This window comes from Acidovorax sp. CF316 (genome assembly GCF_000276605.1).
Lineage (GTDB): Bacteria > Pseudomonadota > Gammaproteobacteria > Burkholderiales > Burkholderiaceae_C > Acidovorax.
In genome coordinates this window covers 1-22,688 of the sequence record NZ_AKJX01000171.1, presented here as the reverse complement: position 1 = coordinate 22,688, position 22,688 = coordinate 1, and the positions used below count along the sequence as shown (strand labels likewise).

Annotated in this window: 20 protein-coding genes; 12 read left to right on the top strand and 8 right to left on the bottom strand. The window is 61.6% G+C overall.

The genetic code is table 11. From position 1 onward, the window contains the following. From PMI14_RS35020 to imuA, 4 genes are all read right to left on the bottom strand, one after another. Positions 1-499: nucleoside 2-deoxyribosyltransferase (locus PMI14_RS35020; RefSeq protein WP_193353638.1), on the bottom strand; the 499-nt coding region annotated here is incomplete at its 3' end. Between the two features lie 82 nt (positions 500-581). Further along, positions 582-3,680 (bottom strand): error-prone DNA polymerase, encoded by a 3,099-nt coding sequence (locus PMI14_RS22080; protein WP_007857615.1) that lies wholly within the window; start codon positions 3,678-3,680, stop codon positions 582-584. A 37-nt stretch (positions 3,681-3,717) separates the two neighbouring features. Further along, a complete protein-coding gene (locus tag PMI14_RS22075) occupies positions 3,718-5,034 on the bottom strand; it encodes a DNA polymerase Y family protein (RefSeq protein WP_108016507.1) in 1,317 nt (438 codons plus the stop codon). After that, positions 4,970-5,752, bottom strand: coding sequence for a translesion DNA synthesis-associated protein ImuA (gene imuA / locus PMI14_RS22070; RefSeq protein WP_007857613.1), 783 nt, complete (start codon positions 5,750-5,752; stop codon positions 4,970-4,972). The genes PMI14_RS22075 and imuA overlap by 65 nt, the downstream gene beginning before the upstream one ends. Before the next feature lie 206 nt (positions 5,753-5,958). On the opposite strand from imuA, the gene PMI14_RS22065 reads away from it, so the two are divergent. Then, positions 5,959-6,195 (top strand): hypothetical protein, encoded by a 237-nt coding sequence (locus PMI14_RS22065; RefSeq protein WP_007857612.1) that lies wholly within the window; start codon positions 5,959-5,961, stop codon positions 6,193-6,195. A 248-nt stretch (positions 6,196-6,443) separates the two neighbouring features. Here the strand turns inward: PMI14_RS22065 and PMI14_RS22060 are convergent, their stop codons facing one another. Further along, the gene (locus PMI14_RS22060; RefSeq protein ID WP_007857611.1) at positions 6,444-6,734 is read right to left on the bottom strand and encodes a hypothetical protein; all 291 of its coding nucleotides are present in this window, start codon (positions 6,732-6,734) and stop codon (positions 6,444-6,446) included. Between the two features lie 276 nt (positions 6,735-7,010). On the opposite strand from PMI14_RS22060, the gene PMI14_RS22055 reads away from it, so the two are divergent. Next, positions 7,011-7,388, top strand: a complete 378-nt coding sequence (locus PMI14_RS22055; RefSeq protein WP_007857610.1) for a hypothetical protein — start codon at positions 7,011-7,013, stop codon at positions 7,386-7,388. Positions 7,389-7,588: 200 nt separating this feature from the next. Here the strand turns inward: PMI14_RS22055 and PMI14_RS22050 are convergent, their stop codons facing one another. Next, a complete protein-coding gene (locus PMI14_RS22050; RefSeq protein WP_035205090.1) occupies positions 7,589-9,793 on the bottom strand; it encodes a DNA/RNA non-specific endonuclease in 2,205 nt (734 codons plus the stop codon). Positions 9,794-10,037: 244 nt separating this feature from the next. On the opposite strand from PMI14_RS22050, the gene PMI14_RS22045 reads away from it, so the two are divergent. Continuing rightward, positions 10,038-10,934 carry an amino acid ABC transporter substrate-binding protein gene (locus PMI14_RS22045; RefSeq protein WP_007857608.1) on the top strand — a complete coding sequence of 299 codons (897 nt, stop codon included), beginning with the start codon at positions 10,038-10,040 and terminating at the stop codon, positions 10,932-10,934. A gap of 25 nt (positions 10,935-10,959) precedes the next feature. Here PMI14_RS22045 and PMI14_RS22040 read toward each other — a convergent pair whose 3' ends face one another. Next, positions 10,960-11,895, bottom strand: a complete 936-nt coding sequence (locus tag PMI14_RS22040) for a LysR substrate-binding domain-containing protein (RefSeq protein WP_007857607.1) — start codon at positions 11,893-11,895, stop codon at positions 10,960-10,962. Positions 11,896-12,005: 110 nt separating this feature from the next. On the opposite strand from PMI14_RS22040, the gene PMI14_RS22035 reads away from it, so the two are divergent. The 5 genes from PMI14_RS22035 (at position 12,006) to PMI14_RS22015 (ending at position 17,238) form a co-directional block, all read left to right on the top strand. After that, positions 12,006-12,542: a thiamine pyrophosphate-binding protein gene (locus tag PMI14_RS22035; protein ID WP_007857606.1), complete on the top strand. Its 537-nt coding sequence runs from the start codon at positions 12,006-12,008 to the stop codon at positions 12,540-12,542. Next, positions 12,542-13,144, top strand: coding sequence for a thiamine pyrophosphate-dependent enzyme (locus tag PMI14_RS22030; RefSeq protein WP_193353637.1), 603 nt, complete (start codon positions 12,542-12,544; stop codon positions 13,142-13,144). The genes PMI14_RS22035 and PMI14_RS22030 overlap by 1 nt, the downstream gene beginning before the upstream one ends. A 64-nt stretch (positions 13,145-13,208) precedes the next feature. Further along, positions 13,209-14,687 carry an aldehyde dehydrogenase gene (locus tag PMI14_RS22025; RefSeq protein WP_007857604.1) on the top strand — a complete coding sequence of 493 codons (1,479 nt, stop codon included), beginning with the start codon at positions 13,209-13,211 and terminating at the stop codon, positions 14,685-14,687. 88 nt (positions 14,688-14,775) lie between these two features. Further along, positions 14,776-15,789: a tripartite tricarboxylate transporter substrate binding protein gene (locus tag PMI14_RS22020; protein WP_007857603.1), complete on the top strand. Its 1,014-nt coding sequence runs from the start codon at positions 14,776-14,778 to the stop codon at positions 15,787-15,789. Between the two features lie 18 nt (positions 15,790-15,807). Next, a complete protein-coding gene (locus tag PMI14_RS22015) occupies positions 15,808-17,238 on the top strand; it encodes an FAD-binding oxidoreductase (RefSeq protein WP_035205086.1) in 1,431 nt (476 codons plus the stop codon). A gap of 25 nt (positions 17,239-17,263) precedes the next feature. Here PMI14_RS22015 and PMI14_RS22010 read toward each other — a convergent pair whose 3' ends face one another. Then, positions 17,264-18,211, bottom strand: coding sequence for a LysR substrate-binding domain-containing protein (locus tag PMI14_RS22010; RefSeq protein WP_007857601.1), 948 nt, complete (start codon positions 18,209-18,211; stop codon positions 17,264-17,266). A gap of 102 nt (positions 18,212-18,313) precedes the next feature. On the opposite strand from PMI14_RS22010, the gene PMI14_RS22005 reads away from it, so the two are divergent. From PMI14_RS22005 to PMI14_RS21990, 4 genes are read left to right on the top strand one after another with little or no spacing between them, the layout of a single operon-like run. After that, on the top strand, positions 18,314-19,171 hold the full coding sequence (locus tag PMI14_RS22005) for a MaoC family dehydratase N-terminal domain-containing protein (protein ID WP_007857600.1): 858 nt from the start codon (positions 18,314-18,316) through the stop codon (positions 19,169-19,171). 12 nt (positions 19,172-19,183) lie between these two features. Beyond that, positions 19,184-20,344: an acyl-CoA dehydrogenase family protein gene (locus tag PMI14_RS22000; protein ID WP_007857599.1), complete on the top strand. Its 1,161-nt coding sequence runs from the start codon at positions 19,184-19,186 to the stop codon at positions 20,342-20,344. A 50-nt stretch (positions 20,345-20,394) separates the two neighbouring features. Beyond that, positions 20,395-21,591, top strand: coding sequence for a CaiB/BaiF CoA-transferase family protein (locus PMI14_RS21995; protein ID WP_007857598.1), 1,197 nt, complete (start codon positions 20,395-20,397; stop codon positions 21,589-21,591). A gap of 38 nt (positions 21,592-21,629) precedes the next feature. Beyond that, positions 21,630-22,616, top strand: coding sequence for a tripartite tricarboxylate transporter substrate-binding protein (locus PMI14_RS21990; RefSeq protein ID WP_007857597.1), 987 nt, complete (start codon positions 21,630-21,632; stop codon positions 22,614-22,616). Positions 22,617-22,688: the final 72 nt, after the last annotated feature.

The following is a 22,688-nucleotide window of genomic DNA, read 5'->3' as shown; positions in this document are numbered from 1 at the left end:
ATCGAATACCGGGTGAGCCTTGGACTTGCGGCATAAAACCAGTCCAAGTTTTTATCCGCACCCCCCGCGGGTCAGATCTCAGTGGAATCCAACAGTCTGTCGAAATTTGTGAGGCAGCCCATATGAGATTTTGCTCAAGAGAGTTTTGCAACCCTACAATTGAGTTGCCGTAGACAATATGCCTGTGTTGCTTAAGATCAAAAGGAATATCAGAGGAGTTTTGCGTCATAAGAATGCAAAGCTTATTTAAAGCATGCGCGTACCCTACCTCGTAGAAAACATTTGCATTCTGCCCCGTCATGTCTGCTACTATTATGTCTGCTGCTTTGATCTGTTGATATATTCTTTCAAGCATGGACTCGGCGTAGATCTGTTCGTCAACTCTTTCGGCGCGAAGTCCCACTTTATCCGCTGTTTCCTTTATGCCAAGTCTATAAATATCGTCAAAATCATTTTTGAACGGTATGAGAACAAAAACAAATGGCTTTCCTTCGGACATTCGGAACTCCTCCCTTGAAAATTCTGTCCATTATGAGGCGCAATTGCTCGCGGCGATAGCGTTAGATGGCTAAGGGGACGCCCTACCGAAAATCCCGGCTCTCCAACCGCCCCAGCCTCCCCAACCACGGCGTGAGATCCACCAGCCGGTGCGCAATCAGATTGGCCACTTGCCCCCGCCGCTCCCACACCCCTTTGACCGCCAGCAGCCGCGACTCCAGCAACACCTGCCGCTGCTCATCCCGCACCGCCGACCACACGATCACCTGCACGGCGCCGAACTCATCCTCCAGGCTCACGAAGATCGTCCCGTTTGCCGTGGACGGCTGCTGCCGCAAGGTCACGATCCCCGCCGTGCGGATCACTCTTCCATCCGGGATGTGCCGCAGGTCCCGCGATGACAGCAGCTTCTTGGCCGCCATGCGCGGCCGCAGCAGCGCCAGGGGATGCCGGCGCAGCGTGAGCCCGGTGGACGCGTAGTCCCACACAATCTCCTCGCCCTCGGGCGCGGCGTTCAGCTCCAGGTAGTCCTCGTTGACTGGCGCCTCCTGCAGCAGTTCGGGCGTTCGATGCAGCCCCGCCGCGTCCCACACCTGTTGGCGCCGGTGGCCAGACAACCCAAGCAGGGCGTCGGCCGCGGCCAACAGCTTCATTTCGTGCTGCTCCAGCCCAGCCCGCATGGCCAGGTCCTCAGCGCTATCGAAGGGTTGCTTCTCGCGGGCCTGCACGATGCGTGCGGCCGATGTCGCATGCAGGCCCGCCACCATGTGCAGGCCCATTCGCACTGCTGGTATTGCAGGCAGGTCCTCCAGGGTCGATTCCACCGCGCTGTGCATCACATCCACGCCGCGCACTTCCACGCTGTGCCGCCGGGCGTCCTGCACGAGCTGGCTGGGCGAGTAAAAGCCCATGGGCTGCGAGTTGAGCAAGGCCACGAGGAATGCCGCCGGCTCGTGCCGCTTGAGCCAGCAGGAGGCGTAGACCAGCAACGCAAAACTCGCCGCGTGGCTTTCTGGAAACCCATACCCGCTGAACCCCTTAATCTGTTGGTAGGTGGCCTGCGCGAATGCCGGGGTGTACCCGCGCTCCGTCATGCCATCAATAATCTGCTTCTCGTACTTCTCCAGCCCTCCGCGCTTCTTCCAAGCCGCCATGGCCCGTCGCAGGTCATCGGCCTCGCCGGCAGTGAAGCCCGCAGCCACCATGGCTACCTGCATGACCTGTTCCTGGAACAACGTCACCCCCAGCGTGCGGCTGAGCACCTGCTTGAGAGCCTCGCTGGGGTAGGTCACAGGCTCCAGGCCCTGGCGCCGGTTCAGGTAGGGATGCACCATACCGCCCTGAATTGGGCCGGGTCGCACGATGGAGACGGAGATGACCAAGTCGTAGAAGCACCGTGGGCGCAGCCGCGGGAGCATGGACATCTGGGCCCGGCTCTCCACCTGGAACACACCCACCGTGTCCGCCCTTGAAATCATCCGGTAGGTCTCGCGGTCCTCGGCCGGAATGTCCTGCAGCCCGAAGTCTTGGCGTTTGCGCATACCCACCAGGTCCAGTGCCTTGCGAATGGCGGTCAACATGCCCAGGGCGAGCACATCGACCTTGAGCAGCCCCACCGCATCGAGATCGTCCTTGTCCCACTCGATCACGGTGCGCTCGTCCATGCTGGCGTTCTGGATGGGCACCAGCCGGGACAACAGCCCTTTGGTGAGCACAAAGCCCCCCGTGTGCTGCGACAAATGCCGGGGAAAACCGATCAACTGCGTGGTCAGCAAGATCAGCTGCCGAACGGCCAGATCGTTCTCGGCCAGCCCCAATTCCTCAAACCGCTCCAGCCGCACCCCATCGCCATCCCACCACTGATGGCCCTTGGCCAGCGCATCGACGGTCTCCAGGCTGAAGCCCAGGGCCTTGCCGACATCGCGGATCGCGGACTTGGGTCCATAGGTCACCACCGTGGCCGCCAGCGCTGCACGGTCTCGCCCGTACTTGCGGTACAGGTACTGAATCACTTCCTCGCGCCTTTGATGTTCGAAGTCGATGTCGATGTCCGGCGGCTCGTTGCGCTCCCGGCTGATGAAGCGCTCGAACAGCATGGACATGCGTGCCGGGTCCACCTCAGTCACGCCCAGGCAATAGCAGACCACGCTGTTGGCAGCCGAGCCGCGGCCCTGGCAGAGGATGTGCTCCGACCTTGCAAAGCTCACGATGTCGAAGACGGTGAGGAAATAGTGCTCGTAGTGCAGGTCGCAGATCAGCTCCAGCTCGTGCTCGATCTGGGCCTGCACCTTTGCAGGGATGCCAGCGGGCCACCGGCGACCGGCACCTTCGTAGGTGGCCTGGCGCAGGAAGCTAGCCGGGGTGTGGCCATCGGGCACCACCTCGTCCGGGTACTGGTAGCGGATCTCGTCCAGGCTGAAGGTGCAGCGCTCGGCGATGCGCACGGTCTCGGCCATCAGTTCCTCGGGGTAGGTCTGGGCCAGCCGCACCCGGCTGCGCAAGTGCCGCTCCGCGCTGCGCTGCAGCTCGTAGCCGCATTCGGTCAGCGGCTTGCCCACCCTGGTCGCGGTCAGCACATCCTGCAGGGGTTTGCGGCTGCGCAGGTGCATGAGCACATCGCCCAGAGCCACCAGCGGCAGTTCGGTCAGGGCCGAGAGCTCGCGCACGCGGTGCAGCCACAGCTCGTCGTCGATGCGGCGGTTCAGGTCCACGCCGAGCCAGGCCCGGCCGATGAAGTGGGTCAAGGTCCACTGGCCCAGTTCTTCCAACTGCGCATCGCTGACCTCGCGGCAGGGCGAAACCACCAGCAGGCAATCGGCCAGCGTGTCCCCCTCGATGTCTGCCCGGTGGAGCTGGTAGGTGCCTTTCTCGGACGACCGTCGCAATCTTGTGATGAACTGGCATAGGTTTCCGTAGCCGTTCATGTTCTGGGCCAGCACCACCAGGGTGAAAGGTAGGTCCGCCTGCACCTTGAACTGCGATCCGATCAACAGCTGGATGCCTTGCTTCTTGGCCTCCGTATGCGCGCGCACGACGCCGGCCAGCGTGCACTCATCGGTGATTGCGATGGCGCTGTAGCCCAGCTCTTTGGCGCGTTCAACCAACTCCTCCGGCCAGCTGGCGCCGATGAGAAAAGAGTAGTTGGAGACGCAGAGCAGCTCTGCATAGAGGGGAAGCGCCATACAGCGTGCTCACGGGTGCGAGGGACGTGCAGGCCGCTCAGGCGTAGCGCCCGTGCAGGAACCAGCCGGTCTCGTCGTTCGCCAGGCGCTGCTGGTAGATCCACAGCCGGCCGGCATGCTGGCTCTGGGCCACCCAGTAGTCGCGCTGCACATTGGTCTGCTGCGCATCCGCACCTTCGCCCACGCGATGCCACCAGCCACCCTCGACGCGGTCGGGGCCCAGTAACATCACCAGGGGACCTTGGTAGATGGGCCGGTGGTCGCGCTCGGCCAGGCGCAACGGCTCCTCGAAGATCCAGTCCGGTACCGGGAGCTGGCACGGGTCCGGGGCGGAACGTGGCCGTGGCTCCTCCGCGCCGGGCCAGCGCTGCATCCATTCGGGCCGGTGGTCCTCGGCGAGCAGCGGGCGCACCACCTCGGCCTTACCGATGCGTGCCTGCACGCGCTCCAGCACCAACCAGGTCGCCTCGCCCTGGCGGATAGTGTCGGGCAGCAGCGACTTGCTCTCCTGCTGGATCGGGATGGTGCGGGCGGCGATGAGCTCGATATCGCCCGCAGGAGCCTGCAGCTCCACCTTGGCCAGATGTTCGTTCAACAGGCGGCTCAGGTGGTCCACCGACTGGGTGGGCTCGGCCGTGCCCACAGTAAGCTCGCCGCCCGTGCCGGCGGTCTTGGCGCGCATCACATCGTGCCACCATCGCAGCGTGAACGAAGTGACGCCCATGTGGCGCGCTGCGAGCCAGCTGGACATCTGCAGCAGCAACCGGCGGGCACCGAACATAAGCGCGGGCGCATGCTCCACGCGAAATTGGAACTCCAGCCGAGCGCTGAAGGTCTCTGGCAGCTGCACCCACTCGTAGACCTCGGGTCGCAAGCCGTAGGCCTGGTCCAGCCGGGTCAGCAGCTCCTTGTCAAACCGCCGGCTCAAGCCGCCGCGCGGGAGTTTACGCACATCGCCCAGGGTTCTGCAGCCCAGGCGCTGCAGCGTGCCCTGGTGGGAGGCCACGGCGGTGATGGTCTCCAGCGGGAGCTTGTCCAGGATGCAGGGCAGCGGGCTCGCAAAGCCATCGGGTACGCCCGCACGCACCAAGGCGAGCGCGGCCGTGCCCGTGGGCGCCCATGCGATGCACTCCACTCCCATTGCCGTGGCTTCCACCTCAATCCGCTGGCGCAGCTGCTCCAGCCCGCCGAACAGGCGCGCACTCGCACCCACCTCGACCAGCACAGCTTCTTCCAGCACTGCCACCCGCGGCGAGAACTGCAGCGCCCATACGGCGAGGGACGGCAGGTCAATGGGGATGCAGGATGCGCTGTGGGTGCTGGAAGGTCGCAGTGCGGCCCAGATCCCGAGCATCGGGGGCCTCCTCGCGCGAAAAAGAAAACGATGTGGAACGCAGCAGGCGCGGCGGCAACACCTTGCGCAGCTGCGGGGGAATGGACTCAAGCTCCAGGGCATCCGTGCACGGCGTGCCGCGGCGCTTGAGGATTTGCACATGGATGTTCCAGCCGGAGCCCAGTGAGGCCAGCAGGCGCAGGGGGGCGGGCGAAGCCTCGCGCTGCGCGCCCGTCGGCCGGAACAGGAACACCGGCGATTGGCAGGACTGGGCATGCACCTGCAGTCGGCGGATCTGGTCCGCACGCGCCTGAGGCAGCCAGGCCAGCACAGCGCCCCTGGGGTTGGACTTGATCAACTGCTCGGTGATCCAGAGCCTGTCCGCGGGCGCCTTGGCTCGGATCCACACCAGGCGGTCCGGGTGCACGCCACGCTGGGCCAGGCCACCGGCATGCGGGGGCAGCGGGGGTGAGACCAGCAGGATCTGGCCGTCGCCCTCCATCAAAGATGGAATGCAGCCGCCCAGCAGGCTCCACTCGCACAGGGGCGCCTGGGGTGACAGGACTTCCGTCAGGGACCGCGTTGGCCAGCCGCCCCCTGGCAGAGATGCGTCCAGGCTGTCAAAGCCCGTGGGGATCGTCGGATGGTTCTGGTGGGCCAGGTCGTCGCCCGTCCAGACAGACTCCCGCACGCTGATAGGCAGGTGTTGGGTGTCGAAGGTGCGGGCGGCGGCTGGCATGTCGAAATACTGTAATTAAATACAGTATACGGACAGCCCTACTGACAGAAAAGTGCACGCCGACGGCAGTTGAAGGCCATTGCGCGCCGGTCGCACCGAAAAAGATAGCGGGGAAATCAGGGCCGGCGCGGGAGGATCAAATGTTCGTCAGCCGTGGAAAAAATTCTGAAAATTTGAGGGAGGAGAGGCGCCTCTAAAATCGTTCAATGACCGACTTGCTTCCCTCGCCCGCAATCCTCCTTGTACCGGTCTGGTACGGTGGGCCGCCGGACGAGATCGCGCTGCCGTTTCCTCGAACCCACTACGAAGTCGAGCACCAGGGGGATTGGACACAGGTGCGGGTGGCCGTATCGAAGGCCGTGGTCTACGACGGAATCGGACCGGCCGAGGTCATTGATCCGGCCCAGCGGGTGCATACGACGTCGCTTGCCCAGCCGGTGTAGCGATCCCCGGCGGATCCACATCTGACTGCACAAGACGCGTTCGTTTCTACGGCCGGGTGCACTTCGACTCATCCAACAGCTACCGCAGCAACAGCTTGGCTAAGACCTTGGGATCACCCCCCACCTGGGCCTCTTTGGGCAGAGCTCCCGCAGTGAGGCAGGTGAGCTTCATCCGCCCTTCAGGGTCCACTCGCCGACGAACCCATCCAGTTCGAATTGCCCACTGCAGGCGTCAGCCTATTTGTCGCTCATGGGAATCTTTTCGAATGAGGGTTGCTGAAGAGGGCATGCAGCTCAACCAGCCGTTTGGCCAACGCCTCGGGGTCGCGCCGCATGTCGCCGGCAGGCACGCTGCCAATCGACACATGCTCGTACCAGATGTGAAACCCCGCCAGGTCGGGGAGTGGGTTCTCGGCCGCCAGGCGGATGGCCTCTGCAATGCTGGTGGTCTCGTAGTCCCCCAGGTGCTGCGCGCCCTCCATCACGTGGGCTCGATAGTCCCCGGACTCGATCTTGATGATGTGGAGGGTGAGCAGCATGGGTGGGATGGTCGGTGTACGTGTGCGGGCGGCTCCAGGCACGAGGCCACGGCGGGGTCATAGACAGACTGCAACCCGTGCCGACCGGGCGCCAAAAGCGCATCAGGTGACCTTCAGACCGACACCAAGGCTGCCCTGGTCTGACGAATGGGGATTTGCAGACCCCTCTCGGGGGGGCAGCGGCGAATCTGCCAGAAAATGTCCTACGTACTGGCCAACTGGTGACACCAGTGGCTTCTCGACAAGCGATGCAATCTTCATGAAGTGGAGGCTTGGATGACGCTGAGCACTATCGAACTCACACACGAGGAGGCCGAGCTCCTCGCTCTCGTTGACTTTGAAGGATCGCTTCACGACGACCGAATTCGGTCTTGTGCTGCGTCCGCAGAGCTGATGCAGCTACTGTTGCAGCGCGACGCCATTCCGCCCAGTCGTTTGGGCTACTTCACTGATCCTGCCTTTAACGGGGGAAAGATGTCCCGGCTGCAGAGGTACGAGGAAAACGGCACACGTGGAGCTGAGATTTTTGCGCATGGAGGCTTCCTTCGGTATGCCCGGTACTTCATCCATGGCGCCGCGTTGGATGAGGCCGTTAAGGCTCATATGGCGAAGCTGGTGGGAGATCCAACTGAATTTTCAGGCGAGGACCTCTAACCAGTGCGGAAACAGGCGCGCGCCTATGCCCGTTCTTCGGGCCGCAAGAGTGCTGCTGCCGACGACTTCATGATGCTTATGACCGACATTGGGCTCAACTCGAACTACGCCGATTCCGTACGTAGAGCCGTTCTGTCAGTGCGTTAGGTCGGTGTGGTCGCTCAGAATTGCTGGTTTCCCGCGACCACTTACGATAGTTCCTAAAATGCCTGGTCGGCCTTCAGCACTCGCTCATCGAAAAGCACGCCGGTCATTTCCTGGATTGTTTCCAGCGTCTCGCGCCGCTCTTTGAATCCAAGATCCAACGATTCCTTGGGGTATGAAAGGCCGAACCTCTCAACTGGTTCGGATTGATCGAACACGTAGCCAAAGGCAAGCAGTGGAGCATTGCGCTTGCGGCTCTCACGGCACACCACTACTTTCCAGAATTTCCTAGGTATCCGGGCCCCGGAGTCGGTGAAGGAGTCGGATTTAATGAAATCGTCGTCAAGGACTGGCCCGGCAAACAGGATCGCCTGGCCGCCCGCCTTGTCGATCTGCTTGGCCAGGTGCCCCTCGAACCGGCCCCAGATACCTTTGACATCAAGACCGTCGTAGATGCTCGCGTGGTACTTGCGCCGGTCGGTAGGGTTCTCCTGGTTGAACGCCTCGTGCTGGGGCGTGCAGTTGGTCCAATGAAACGTGTCTGCGTTGGCGAGTTCAGTGGCCTCCGGGGTCAAACCCCAGCAACTGTCTTCCCGCCTGACGATGTGCCCTCTGTCAATCCGCTTGCCGGGATCGTAGACATCCTTTCCGAGCAGCTGATACCAGGGTGGCACTCGCGGATCCTTCCGCCATCCTTCGCTTCCGTAGAGTTCGCGCCTACGACTATCTTGGCGCATCTCATCGGTGTAGTCGAGGTTCGATGCCGCCCAGATGCACATTTTGAAGTCCTTGTGCATCACCAACGAGTAGTGGAAGTACTTGAGCTGAAGCGGGTCACCGTCACTTAGCCCTGTGACGTCCAGTTCGGGCACGTCACGATACTCAGCAAAGTACTCCTTGTAGTCCTTCACGGAGTAAAACTTCTCATCATGCCGGGCGCCGAGTCTCGGTAAGTCAACCTCCCCACCTGCGCCAAGGAAGCGCAGATCGCAACCAGGCCTGTTCGCATAGTCTGGGTCGAAGGTTAGCGACTTCTCAATGAAGATCTGCCGGTCGCTATCTGGTGGAGCGCTTCCATCGATCAACCTAGGCGTCGCCAAGGCCGTTCCGGCGTCGATGGCGACCGGGGTTGCGCCAGTGGTCGTTGCTGCAGCGTACTGGTGAATGGTCACGGGAGCACTGATGTTGAAAACAGTTGTGGCCATGAGGCCTCCCTTCAATTCATTCTTCTGGATCGACTGTTCGCTTGGAATCATGTCAGCGGTCGAGGCAAGTAGAGCTTGGAGTATGGGTTGCTCCTTTTGGCTCACCTGCAGCACCTGGAGCTTCTCCACGATGAAGCTCACTCGGGTCCCTTCGTTGGCGATCCAATCAATATCGTCGTCGTCGTCCTTGTAGGGATCCCATACGCCGCCCCCAAGTTGCGGCTTCGTCCTGATTTGGCCGTTTTCCACCCGTGGTACGCCACAGTGATGCAGGCCAATAAGTTCCCAGTCCTTGTTGAATAGAGGCGCTCCCGAAGACCCTCGATGTGTATCGGCGAGGTAATGCAGGAAACCTGCAGACAGGATGTCCACGAGGGTGTTGTTGGTCAAAGCGAACTGCCGTACCCCGCCAAAAGGGTGCTGGACGACATTGACAGGCTCCCAAGTCAGAACCTTACCGGTAGCCCCGATCATCTTTATCGATCCAATGTTGGAAAGAGAGTCACCTTCCAGGCTCTTCGGCTTGACGGCGACGATGGCAAAGTCCAGTGTCTCGTCGGATACGAAGAAGCGATCAGGATCCAGTTCATAAAGCTTGCCGAGCTTTGCACCGCGCTCATCCTGCACGTGGTGAAAGTTCGCGGCATGCCCCATAGCATTGCTTCGCTTTGCGAAGACATGGTGGTTGGTCAACAGCAGATCCTGACCGATCAGAAATCCTGTCGCAACGCCCATTGGCTCATACCCGGCTACGAGCTTGACGATGCGGGCGACAGGCTCCGCTGCTTGCATCGCCTGTACGCTGGCAACGGGCACCAGATCCCAGGTCTGACCGACCTGCCTCTCGGGAAACCGAAGGGGCAAGCTGACGGCCTTGAACGCTTCACGAACCGCGTACTCGGCTTGCCGCTTGGGCGTATCCGCTGCGCCTATTCCTAGTCGTTTAACCAGCGCCTGGCCGGCTTCACGGATTGCCGTTCGCTCCTGCCAACGACGCGCAGCTTCCAGAAGCCTGTCGCGCCTCGCCAGCGCTGCCCGTTCTGCGATTTCCGCCATACGTCCCCCGTTGGTTGTTTGACGGTCGATGAGCGTAGCAAGAACAAATGACTTTGGCGATCTTCATTTGTCAGTAGAACATCCAATGGATGAGAACGGCTGCTTGATTTTGGTGCACCCAAAGGCACTTTGTTGGTGCATGCGAAAGCGTGATGGAGGAATCAGATATTTCTATTTTTCTACTGCTTCAATCGCAATCAAGAATAGCTGCATCTTTCAGTCTTTGTCTATTCCCCTCACTGCTATGCACCTCTCCAAAATTGCCCTCGCTTTAACCGTCGTGGGTCTACAGGCCCTTGCCATCAGCCATGCACAGTCCAAAGACACGTTGACGAAAATCAAGGAGGCCGGCGTCATTCACCTGGGTGGTCGTGATGCATCGTTCCCGTTCTCATACAAAGTCGGCTCAGATGAGGCGCCCATCGGTTTCTCTGCCGATCTTTGCATGAAGGTGGTTGATGCCGTCAAGGCCAAGCTGAATCTTCCGCAGCTCAAGGTGCAATACACCATGGTCACGCCCACCAACCGCATTCCATTAGTGCAGAACGGCACCATCGACCTGGAGTGCAGCACTACCACCAACACCAAGGCGCGTGCGGAAATGGTGGAGTTTGCTCCCACACACTTCGTTGGCAGTGTTGCAGTCGCCGTTAAGAAAAACTCCGGCATCACCAGCATGGCGCAGCTCGACGGAAAAACCGTGGCCACCGTGGCGGGCAGCACCTCCATCCAGTTGCTGCGCGCTTATCGAAAGAATGAGAAGGCCGATATTGGTGAGCTGTCTGGCAAGGACACGGGTGAAACGTTCCTGCTGCTGCAGTCGGACCGTGCGGCTGCCATGGTGCTGGAAGACGTGCAGCTCGCCGGCCTGATAGCGCGCTCGGGCAGCACTGGGGAGTACAAAATTCTCGACGAACGCTTGCGCGACGAGCCCTACGGCTTCATGCTTCGCAAGGACGATCCGCAGTTCAAAGCGCTTGTGGAGACCACACTCACCACCTTGATGAAAAGCGGTGAGATTAATCAGATCTACACCAAGTGGTTCATGCGGCCCTTACCACCCTCCAATGCAAACCTCAGCTTTCCAATGTCACCAGCGGTTCAGGAAATCTACAAAAACCCCAACAACAAAGGCGTGTGACGCCGCATGGCCAGAGAATTTGGGCTCAAGCGCCCAGCCAACGACCTTGCAGCCAGGCGCCCGATTGAATGGCCTTCTGCGTCACCTCGACCAGCAGGTCCACTGAGTTGCGCACTGCAACCGCTGTAGGGCGGTTGGAGGGCAAAGCCAACACAATGGTGCGGGTGATGGGTGGGTCTGCCAGGGGGGCTCCAGACAGCTTGCCTGCGCGCAGGTCGTCCGCCACCGCGATGGGCGGCAAGATGGTGAGCCCATGACCACCCAGCACCAGGGATCGTTGTACGCTCAACGCATTGGTCTCTGCCGAAACGTTGAGCGTGACCTGTGCCACCGCGCAGGCATGTTCCACCAAGGTACGGATGCCGTGCGGCGCGCTGGGTAGTACCAGCCGGTGCCCCGTCAAATCAGCCAACGGTACCGGACGGTTGGCTCGCAGCTTGGCGCCGCGTGGGCCGATGACCCACAGCGGCTCCTCTACCAGCCGGGTCGTCTGTGCCTCGCTGGAACGCTCGGCGCCATACAGCAAAGCCGCGTCCACCTCTCCCGATTCGAGCCACCGCATCAGAGTGCCTGCGTAGCCCATGGCGATGCGGATGCGGATGCCAGGATAGGTCTGTGCCACGGCAGTCACCAGGTCGCTCGACAGCATATCGATGGTGCTGGGCAGCAGCCCCAGCGTGACCAATCCGCTGACCTCCCCGCTGGCCGTGCCGGCAATCTCCACCCGGGCCCGCTCAAGCTCCAGCATCGCGCGGCGCGCATAGCCCAGCAACGCCTTGCCGGCTTCAGTCAGCACCATGCCGTGGCGCTCGCGCTCGAATAGCGTCGTGCCAATGTCTTCTTCCAGAAGCCGGATCTGGCGCGACACGGCGGGCTGCACCACATGCAGCAACTCGGCGGCGCGCGTCACGTTTCCGGTTTCCGCAATGGTCAGAAAGGCCTTCAACTGCTTGAAATCCATGGAAACCCTGATCGTGAAAGATGATTGATTGATGCCCAAATTCTATTTCTAAATGAATGGCATCAGATTTTATGATTCCACATCTTTTCACTCCCACCTGTTCCTCACCCATGAACCACCCTCGTTCAACTCCGCCCGCGTGGCAGGAGGCCATCTTCAAAGTGCTGAAGGAAGGCGGTACACGCCAGATTGCCTATGTTCCTGACGCCGGGCATTCCCATGTCATCCGAAGCGCAATTGCCGACCCAGACATCGAGGATGTTGTGCTGACCACCGAAGAAGAGGGTGTAGCCGTGTGCAGCGGTGCCTGGCTGGGTGGCCAGCGCTCTGTTCTGTTGATGCAAAGCAGTGGCGTAGGCAACTGCGTGAACATGTTCTCGCTGCTCCAGGCCGCCGACCTCCCATTCTTCACTTTGGTCACCATGCGCGGCGAATACGCCGAGTTCAACCCTTGGCAGGGCCCCATGGGTAAGGCCACGCAAGCGGCACTGGAGCTGATGGGCATCCATGTCCTGCGCGCGTCCAAGCCCGAAGAGGTAGAAGAAGTTGTCAGTGCGGGCTTCGACGCAGCCTTCGAGGCAGGCGAGAAAGTTGCCGTGCTCCTGAGCCAGGAATTGATCGGCCGAAAGAAGTGGGAGCGCAAATGATGAACCAGACTGCTATGAACCAGCGCCAGGGCGCTGATCGCCGTGCCTTTGTGTCTCAACTGCTGGCCTCCACGCCCGATGCGCTGGTGGTCACTGGCCTGGGATCCGCCTCGTACGACGTATTCGCCGCAGGAGATCGCGACAAAAACTACTACCTTTGGGGTGCCATGGGCGGTGCTGCTGCGCTGGGCCTTGGCCTCGCGCTGGCTCAGCCCGACAAACCGGTGGTCGTCATCACAGGCGATGGCGAGCAGCTCATGGGCATTGGCGCCCTGGGCACTATCGCCGTGAAGCAGCCGAAGAATCTGACCATCGTGATGCTGGACAACGGCCACTTTGGCGAGACTGGCATGCAGCGCAGCCACTCCAGCCTGGGTGCCGACCTGGTGGCTGTGGCCAAAGGCTTCGGGCTTGCAGATGCGCACTCGGTAGACAGCACCGACGCCTGCGACGCGCTTGCACAGCAGATCAACGCGTGCCAGGGCACGGGTTTCGTGCAGGTATTCATCAATGCCGATGAACCACCGCGTGCACTTCCTCCGCGTGACGGCCCCTACATCAAAAACCGCTTCCGCGCAGCCCTGGGCCTCCAGCCTTTTTGATTGAAAAGTGCCGCCATCGCATTCTGCAAAGCGCTGGCGGCACAACACCTTAGATGGTAAAGACATGAAGCGCTATTCTTTGCATATCGCTGGCGAGGCCGTGGCTCCGCACAGCGGTAGTTGGTTCGCCACCCAGAACCCCTACACCGGAGAGCCCTGGGCCGAGATCCCGCGTGGCAACGCGCAGGATGTGGACGCAGCCGTAGTCGCAGCACACCACGCGCTCACTTCCGGCCCTTGGGCTGAGATGACGCCAACGCAGCGAGGTGCGCTAATGCGTCGTCTGGGTGACCTGATTTCGCGCGACGCAACCAAGCTCGCCACGACAGAGGTGCGCGATAACGGCAAGCTGTTCGCCGAGATGAACGGCCAACTCAATTACATCCCGCAGTGGTTCTACTACTACGGAGGTATGGCCGACAAGGTGCAAGGCGCCACACTGCCGTTGGACAAGAAGGGCTACTTCGCCTTCACCCGCCACGAACCTGTAGGTGTCGTGGCCTGCATTACGCCCTGGAATTCGCCGCTGCTGTTGCTGGCCTGGAAGCTGGCGCCGGCCCTGGCCGCAGGTTGCACCGTAGTGGTCAAACCCTCGGAATTCACCTCAGCCTCCACTCTTGAGTTCGCCGAATTGTTCGAGCAGGCGGGCTTTCCGCCAGGTGTATTCAACGTGGTCACCGGCTTCGGGAGTGAAGTGGGCACACCTTTGGTCGAGCACCCTTTGGTCTCCAAGATCAGTTTTACTGGCTCTGATGCTACTGGCCGCCTCATCAACGAGAAAGCAGGCAAGCTGCTTAAGCACACGGCCATGGAATTGGGCGGAAAGTCACCCAACATTGTCTTCGAGGATGCAGATCTGGAGCAGGCTGCGTTTGGCGCCATTTCAGGCATCTTTGCCGCCACCGGGCAGACCTGTATCGCGGGCTCGCGCCTGCTGGTGCAAGAGAGCATCCATGATGCTTTTGTCGAACGCCTGCTGGGAGTGGCTCGGACAGCGCGCATGGGCGACCCCATGAGCGCTGACACGCAGGTGGGCCCCGTCACAACGCCGCCGCAGTACCAGAAGATCCTTGAATACATCGAAATTGCCCGCAATGAGGGCGCGACTGCCGTACTCGGTGGTGACAAAGGCACAGGGCCCGAATGCGGCAACGGTTGGTTCGTGCAGCCCACCATCTTTACCGGTGTGACCAACGGTATGCGCATTGCGCAAGAGGAAGTTTTCGGACCGGTGCTCTCGGTGATCAAGTTCAAGGAGGAGGCCGATGCGCTTGCCATCGCCAACGACGTGCGTTTTGGCCTGGCTGCCGCCGTTTGGACTAGCGACATTGGCCGTGCCTTTCGCATGAGCGAGCGGTTGCAGGCCGGGACCGTCTGGGTCAACACCTACCGCGCGGTGAGCTTCATGGCGCCTTTTGGTGGGTACAAAGATTCAGGCTTGGGCCGAGAGAACGGTATCGACGCGGTCCGTGAATACCTGCAGACCAAGGCCGTGTGGATCAATAGCGGAGCCGTCGCCGGAAACCCGTTTGTCATGCGATGAGCCGAGACAAATAGTCCTGAAGAGACTATCGGACAGGCGCTGGCAGCCTTTCAGTCAGTAGCTAAAAGACAAAGTAAGGAGACAACAAATGACATCTTTAATCGCCCCTATCCATAGGCGCAATTTGCTGCGCGCGGGAGTGCTGGTCGCAACTGCGACTAGGCTATCTCTCGTGCCCGTTTGGGCCCAGTCATCAGCCGACCTTCCCAAGGGCCCAATCACCCTGGTCGTGCCGTTCGCGGCCGGAGGCGCTACCGATGTGGTCTCACGCCTGGTGGCGCAAAAACTGGCCGACCGCATCAGTCGCCCCGTTGTGGTGGAGAACGTGGGCGGTGGCGGTGGAGTGATCGGCGCTGCCAAGGTCAGGCGCGCACAGCCTGACGGCAACACCTTGCTTATGGGAACAGTTGCCACCCACGCCATACAGCCGCTATCAACCAAGCCAGCACCCTACGACCCGCAGCGTGACTTCACGCCTATCTCGCTGCTGGCTACCGTACCCAACGTGCTGCTGGTGGCGAACTCGGTCAAAGCCTCAAATGTGCGTGAATTGATTGCGCTGATGAAGGCGCAACCAGGGCAATTCAACTACGGGTCCTCCGGGATGGGAACGCCGCCTCACCTGTCGGGCGAGCTGTTCAAGAGCATGGCCGGAGTAGACATGGCCCATGTGCCCTACAAAGGTGGCGGGCCGGCCATGATGGACTTGGTGGGCGGGCAGATCCCGGTGTTGTTCGACGTGCTGTCTGGTGCAGCCTCACATATCCGCGGGGGCTCGATTCGAGCCCTGGCTGTTACCACCAGCCAGCGCGTAGCGTCGTTCCCCGACGTGCCGACTGTGGCCGAGGCCGGAGTTCCCGGCTATGAAACCTACACCTGGAACGCCGTGTTTGGCCCAGCTGGTATGCCCAAGCCCATGGTCGATGCGCTGAGCAGGGAACTGCAGGCTGTGGTCGCTCTGCCCGACGTGCAGACGAAGCTCAAGGAGCTGAGCGCGGCGCCCGTTGGTTCATCGCCCGAGGCCCTGGCCATCCTGGTCAAGAGCGAACTCGCGAAATGGGGTCCTGTCATACAGCGCATGGGCGGTCTGAAGCGAGACTGATAGCTAAAAGGTAGAAAGATGACCGAGAAAGACGAAGCGGTGCTGCTGCAACAGCTAGCCGGTATTGTTGGCAGCACGCGGGTTTTGACTGGCCCGGAAGATACTGCGGGCTATCAGCAGGACTGGCGTGGACGGTATCAGGGCGCAGCGCTTGCAGTGGTCTTGCCTGCTACAACCTCTGAGGTCGCCGCTGTTGTCAAAGCTTGCTCGGCACTTGGCGTTGCCATCGTGCCGCAAGGTGGCAACACCGGACTGGTGGGCGGTGCTGTTGCCTCGCTAGACCAAGCATCCATTCTGCTCAACCTCTCGCGCATGAACCGAATCCGCGAGATCGACGCCAGCAACAACTCGCTGGTAGTCGAAGCTGGCTGTATTTTGGCCAACGTGCGTGAGGTTGCAGATCAGCACAAACGCCAGTTTCCCCTGCTTTTGGGCAGTGTGGGAAGCTGCGAAATTGGCGGGCTTGTCTCCACCAACGCTGGTGGCACAGGGGTGCTTCGCTACGGCAACATGCGGGAGTTGGTTCTGGGCCTGGAGGTGGTGCTACCCGACAGCGCGGTGTGGGATGGCCTGCGGGCATTGCGCAAGGACAACTCCGGATACGACCTCAAACAGCTCTTCATCGGCGCCGAGGGAACACTGGGCATTGTGACCGCTGCGGTACTCAAGCTGTTCCCGAAGCTGGCGGTCTCGGCCAGTGCCATGGTCGCTCTGCCGGGCGTTCAGCAGGCCGTGGATCTGCTGCGCTTTTTGCAGGAGCAAGTGGGCCAACGCATCGAGGCGTTCGAGATACTTTCGCGCCGACAGATTGAGATCGTCGTCAAACATGGCCATGGACTGTCATCTCCCATGCCGCTGGATGCGCCGTTCTACGTCCTCATCGAGCTGGCCGACAGCTCACCCACATGGGACGCCGGGGCCGAACTGGAGAACGTCCTGGCCGAAGCACTTGACCGAGAGCTATTGAGCGATGCCGTGGTGGCTACCGACCTGGCCAAGGCCGAGCGCATGTGGGCGCTGCGGCACAACATCTCGGAATGCAACAAGCACGCTGGCTTCACCGTCTCCAACGACACCTCTGTGCCTGTATCCCGCCTTCCTGCGTTCATACTTGGGGTCACTGAGCGCATCGAAAGAGTGGTGGCCGGCGCCTGTGTTTGCCACGCTGGCCACATCGGCGACGGCAACATACACGTGATTGCCGTGCTCTCGCGCGTGATGTACTCCACGCCCGAGCAATGCGAAGCCGCTGCGGCGCAGGTGAATCTGATCGTGCATGAGGCGAGCGTCGAGCTGGGTGGCAGCATCAGTGCCGAACACGGTGTCGGCCGCATGCATGTGCAGCGGCTGGAGCGGTTCAAACCGCCCGTGGACCTGCAGATGATGCGCATGGTGAAGGCGGTGTTCGATCCACAGGGGGTGATGAACCCTGGCAAGATTCTCCGATAGGTCTGGCTACGCACAGGGCAGCGCATCAACTGCGTGCTTGGGCTCTGACCTCCCCCACCCAGCGCGCCGGCCAGGTCCCGTCCTCCACCATTCCGCGCAGCACCTCCACCACCAGTGCCTGAACTGCGGCGCTTGCACTGGAAACAGGGCGTTGCGTATGGGATGCGCAGACTACGCGGCGCGACATCAGCGGGCTGTCGATCACCGCCGTTCGCAATCGGCCAGCCGCTACCTCTTCCGTCACCGAGGCCTGCGGCAGGATGGTGCTGCCGATGCCAGCCTCTACCGCGCGCTTGACGCTGCCCAGGGACTCGATCTCGGCCACCACGTCAAGCTGCAGCTTGAGCGGCGCACAGGCCTCGTCCACGATGCGGCGCAGACCGTGCTCCTTGCCAGGCAGCACAAGGGGTTGATCGGCCAGTGCTGCGAGCGACATCTTGGAGGGCCCGGGGCGCCCCGTCGCCGAGGTGACGAACACGATGCGGTCTTCCAGCAGCGCCTGCTTGGCCAAGCCCGGTTCGGGCTTGCTGCCAAAGAACAACGCCAGGTCCAGGCGACCTGCCAGTAGCCATTCCTTCAAAAAACCGCTGTAGGCCTCCACCACCTTGAGGCGCACCTCGGGATACTGCGCGCGGCAGGCACTCAGTATGGGCAGCGTAGAAACCAGCGCCACCGTGGTCGGAAGACCCAAGGCGACCTCGCCACGTGGGATGCCAGCCGTGTCGCGTACCGCCTGGCGAGCGCGCTCCACGTCACCCAACACCACACGCGCGTGCTCCAGAAACGTTTTGCCTGCTTCGGTCAGCGCAACTCCCCGGCTTGATCGCTCAAAAAGACGCGCACCAAGTTCGGCTTCGAGCGTCACGATATGTTGACCCAGTGCCGGTTGCGCGATGTGCAGCCGGCTTGATGCCTTGAGCAGACTGCCAGCCTCGCTCACGCCTACGAAATAGCGCAACTGCTTTAGTTCCATGGCTCCTCCTTGGATATCTTGAAGTCGTCTAGCGACTAGCTGAAACAAGTATTTCACATATAGCGTCGCAGCTCGCAGAATTCCCCACAAGGAGACCTGCCGATGACAACGCCTTTGGACATTGCCGCCCTGAGCAATTGGGTGGGACGCAGCGAAACGCTGACTGACCAGATTACCGCCGTGCCCGTGCGCGCGCTCAGTGCGACGCTGGATTGCGATGACGCCCCCGATCAGCTTGGCCAAGCCATTCCTCCCTGCTGGCACTGGCTGTACTTCCTGCCGACCTACCGCCAATCCGACATCGGCCCTGACGGCCACGGCCGGCGTGGCGGCTTCCTGCCACCTGTGCCGCTACCGCGTCGAATGTGGGCAGGTAGCCAGTTGCAGTTCCACGCGCCGCTGCTCGTGGGCCAGGCTGTCGAGCGCACCTCGCGCATTGCCGACGTGCGTATCAAGGAAGGCCGCACTGGGCCCCTGGTATTCGTCAACGTGGACCATGAAATCCGTGCCGATGGCAACCTTGTCATCAGTGAGCGCCACGACATCGTGTATCGCGACCTACCGGCGCCGGGTGAGCCCGCGCCGGCCGGCATTCCCGCCCCCGAAGGCGCGCAGTGGACCCGCACCATCACGCCTACCGATGTCCTGCTGTTTCGCTACTCCGCTCTCACCTTCAACGGTCACCGCATTCACTACGACCGGCGCTATGTGACCGAGGTGGAGGGCTATCCGGGTCTCATCGTGCATGGCCCTCTGATCGCCACTTTGCTGCTCGATCTTCTTCGAAGCCAGTTGCCGACGGCCACAGTGAGTTCGTTCAGTTTCCGCGCAGTCCAGCCGGCATTCGACATCGCGCCATTCGAAGTCTGCGGGCGACAGACTGACGCGCAGACGGTACAGCTGTGGGCCAGGAACAACGACGGCCACCTGCACATGCAAGCCACCGCCACCTTGTCTTGAAAGATCCAACCCATGTTCCACGAAACTGACCAGTACCAAGAAATCCGCGATGCGGTACGCGCGCTATGTGTCCAGTTCCCTGACGAATACCACCGCAAGATCGACGAGACCCGCGGATACCCGGAGGAATTCGTTGATGCTCTCACCCAGGCCGGCTGGATGGCAGCGCTGATCCCTCAGGAGTACGGCGGCTCGGGGCTGTCCATGACCGAGGCTTCAGTCATCATGGAAGAAATCAACCGCAGCGGCGGGAACTCCGGCGCCTGCCACGGACAGATGTACGTGATGAACGCCATCGTGCGCAGCGGCTCTGAGGCACAAAAGCAGCAGTACCTGCCTCAGGTCGCCAGCGGCGCGCTGCGCATCCAGTCTATGGGCGTGACAGAGCCCACCACAGGCAGCGACACGACCAAGCTGAAAACCATGGCGGTCAAGAGGGATGGCCGCTGGGTCATCAACGGCCAGAAGGTGTGGATCTCGCGCATTCAGCACAGCGACATGATGATTCTGCTGGCCCGCACAACGCCGCTGGATCAGGTGCAAAAGCGCTCCGAAGGGCTGAGCTGCTTTCTCATTGATCTGAAGACCGCAATTGGCAACGGCCTCACGGTGCGGCCCATCCTGAACATGGTCAACCATGAGACCAACGAGCTGTTTTTCGACAATCTGGAAATTCCCGAAGAGAACCTGCTTGGCCCCGAAGGCAAGGGCTTCAAGACCTTGCTGGACGGTCTGAACGCCGAGCGCACATTGATCGCTGCCGAGTGCATTGGCGATGGCTACTGGTTCATCGACCGGGCGACCAAATACGCCAACGAGCGTGTGGTGTTCGGCCGCAAGATCGGCCAGAACCAAGGCGTGCAGTTTCCGATCGCCGAATCGCTGATAGAGCTGGAGGCTGCCAACCTCATGCGCTGGAAGGCGTGCGAAAAGATCGATGCACATCAGAACGCCGGCGCTGCAGCCAACATGGCCAAGCACCTGGCAGCCAAAGCAAGCTGGGAGGCGGCCAACGTCTGCCTGCAAACACATGGCGGTTTCGGCTTCGCCTGCGAATACGACATCGAGCGCAAATTCCGCGAAACGCGGCTGTACCAAGTAGCGCCCATTTCTACCAACATGATTTTCAGCTACATGGCCGAGCACATTCTCGGCCTGCCCAAATCGTATTGAGCGAGGCCGGTCCGCTGCGCGGACGCGGCACTTGCCAGAGGCTATCCCCCATGAGCAACACCTCTTCTTCCCGCCCGCTGGACGGCATCACCGTCGTCACCCTGGAACACGCCATCGCTGCGCCCTTCTGCACGCGGCAGCTGGCCGACCTCGGGGCACGCGTCATCAAGATCGAGCGCCCCGGCAGCGGCGACTTTGCGCGAGCCTACGACGAGCGGGTGAACGGTCTGGCCTCGCACTTCGTCTGGACCAACCGCAGCAAGGAAAGCCTGACGCTGGACGTCAAGCATCCCGATGCCGCCCAGGTGCTGGCGCAACTACTGCAAGAGGCGGATGTGCTGGTGCAGAACCTGGCGCCCGGTGCGGCGGCCCGCCTGGGCCTGTCCCACGAGGCGTTGCAGGCTGCGCATCCCCGGCTCATCGTGTGCGATATCTCGGGCTATGGCAACGACGGGCCGTACCGGGACAAGAAGGCCTATGACCTACTGATCCAGAGCGAATCGGGCTTTCTCTCGGTGACGGGTTCGCCGGACACACCCGCCAAGGCCGGCTGCTCCATTGCCGATATCGCCGCCGGCATGTATGCGTACTCCAGCATCCTGGCCGCGCTCATCCAGCGCGGCAAGACAGGCAAGGGCAGCCATATCGATGTCTCCATGCTGGAGAGCATGGTCGAGTGGATGAACTACCCGTTGTACTACGCCTACGAAGGTGCCGAGCCACCGCCACGCGCTGGCGCCGCGCACGCCACCATCTACCCCTACGGCCCCTTCTTGGCCGGAGATGGCCGCAACGTGATGCTGGGCCTGCAGAACGAGCGCGAGTGGGGAGCCTTCTGCCGCGTTGTCCTGCAACAGCCAGAGCTGGCCGCCGATGAGCGCTTTGCCTCCAACTCGCGGCGGGTGGCCAACCGCGATGCACTGCGGGCGCTGATCGACAGCACTTTCTCGACCATGACCGCGCAGCAGGCACTCGAACGCCTGGACGAGGCCCAGATTGCGAATGCTGCGGTGAACGAGATGAAGGACGTTTGGGCCCACCCGCAGCTGCAGGCGCGCGGGCGCTGGACCGAGGTGCAGACCTCCGCCGGGCCCATACCCGCCCTGTTGCCGCCCGGCCGCACCGGTGCCTATGCCCCCCGCATGGGCGCCGTGCCCGCGCTGGGCCAGCACACCGAAGCCATCCTGGCCGAACTAGGCTGGACAGCCGATGCCATCGCCCGGCTGCGCAGCGAGGCGGCGGTCTGAGTTCCCTATTTCACATTCCAAAGACAGGAGACAACACCATGACAAACCCAGGCTTGCATGCAATTCGCCAGGCCATATTGATCGCCAGCCTAGTGCTGGCCGGGTCAGCGTGGGCGCAGAGCTATCCGACCAAGCCCATCACGTTGGTGGTGCCGTTCTCTGCGGGGGGCCCCACTGACGTGGTGGCCCGCTTGCTGGGCGCGGCCATGGGCAAGACGCTGGGCCAGACGGTCCTGGTCGAAAACAAGACCGGTGCCGGCGGCACCATCTCGGCCACTTACACCGCGCGTGCCACGCCCGACGGATACACCTTCCTCATCCACCACAACGGCATGGCCACCGCGCCAGCGCTGTACCGCAAGCTGAGCTACAAGCCTCTGGCCGACTTCGAGTACGTCAGCCAGGTCGTGGATGTGCCTATGACGCTGGTGGGGCGCAAGGACCTCCCGGCCAAGGATTTCAAGGAGCTACAGGCCTGGGCCAAAGCGCAGGGCGACAAGACCAACCTCGCACACGCCGGCCTGGGCGCCGTGTCGCACCTGTGCGGCGTATTGCTGCGCCAGGCCATGGGGGTGGAAATGACCACCGTGCCTTTCCAGGGCACAGGTCCGGCCATGAATGCGCTGCTTGCCGGGCAGGTGGACCTGTTGTGCGACCAGACCACTTCGACCACACCCTTCATCAAGGCGGGGTCGGTCAAGCTGTACGGCGTGACGACACCTTCTCGGCTCAAGACGCTGCCCGAAACGCCCACTTTGCAGGAGCAGGGCCTCAAGGGCTTCCAGATCGTCGTGTGGCATGGCATCTATGCGCCCAAGGGAACCCCGAAGGAGGCCATCGACAAGTTCGGGGTCGCCCTGCGCGCTGCCCTCAAGGATCCGACGGTGGTTCAGCGCCTGACAGATCTGGGCGCAGTCATCCCCACCGACGACAAACTCAGTCCCGAGGGCCTGAGGTCCTGGCTGGACCAGGAAACCCTGCGCTATGGCCCGGTCATCAAGGCCGCAGGGCAGTTCGCTGACTGAACGATTCAACCATCCATTGAGAGAGCAGTGCTGTATGAAGATCCTGGTGAGCGTCAAGCGCGTGGTGGACTA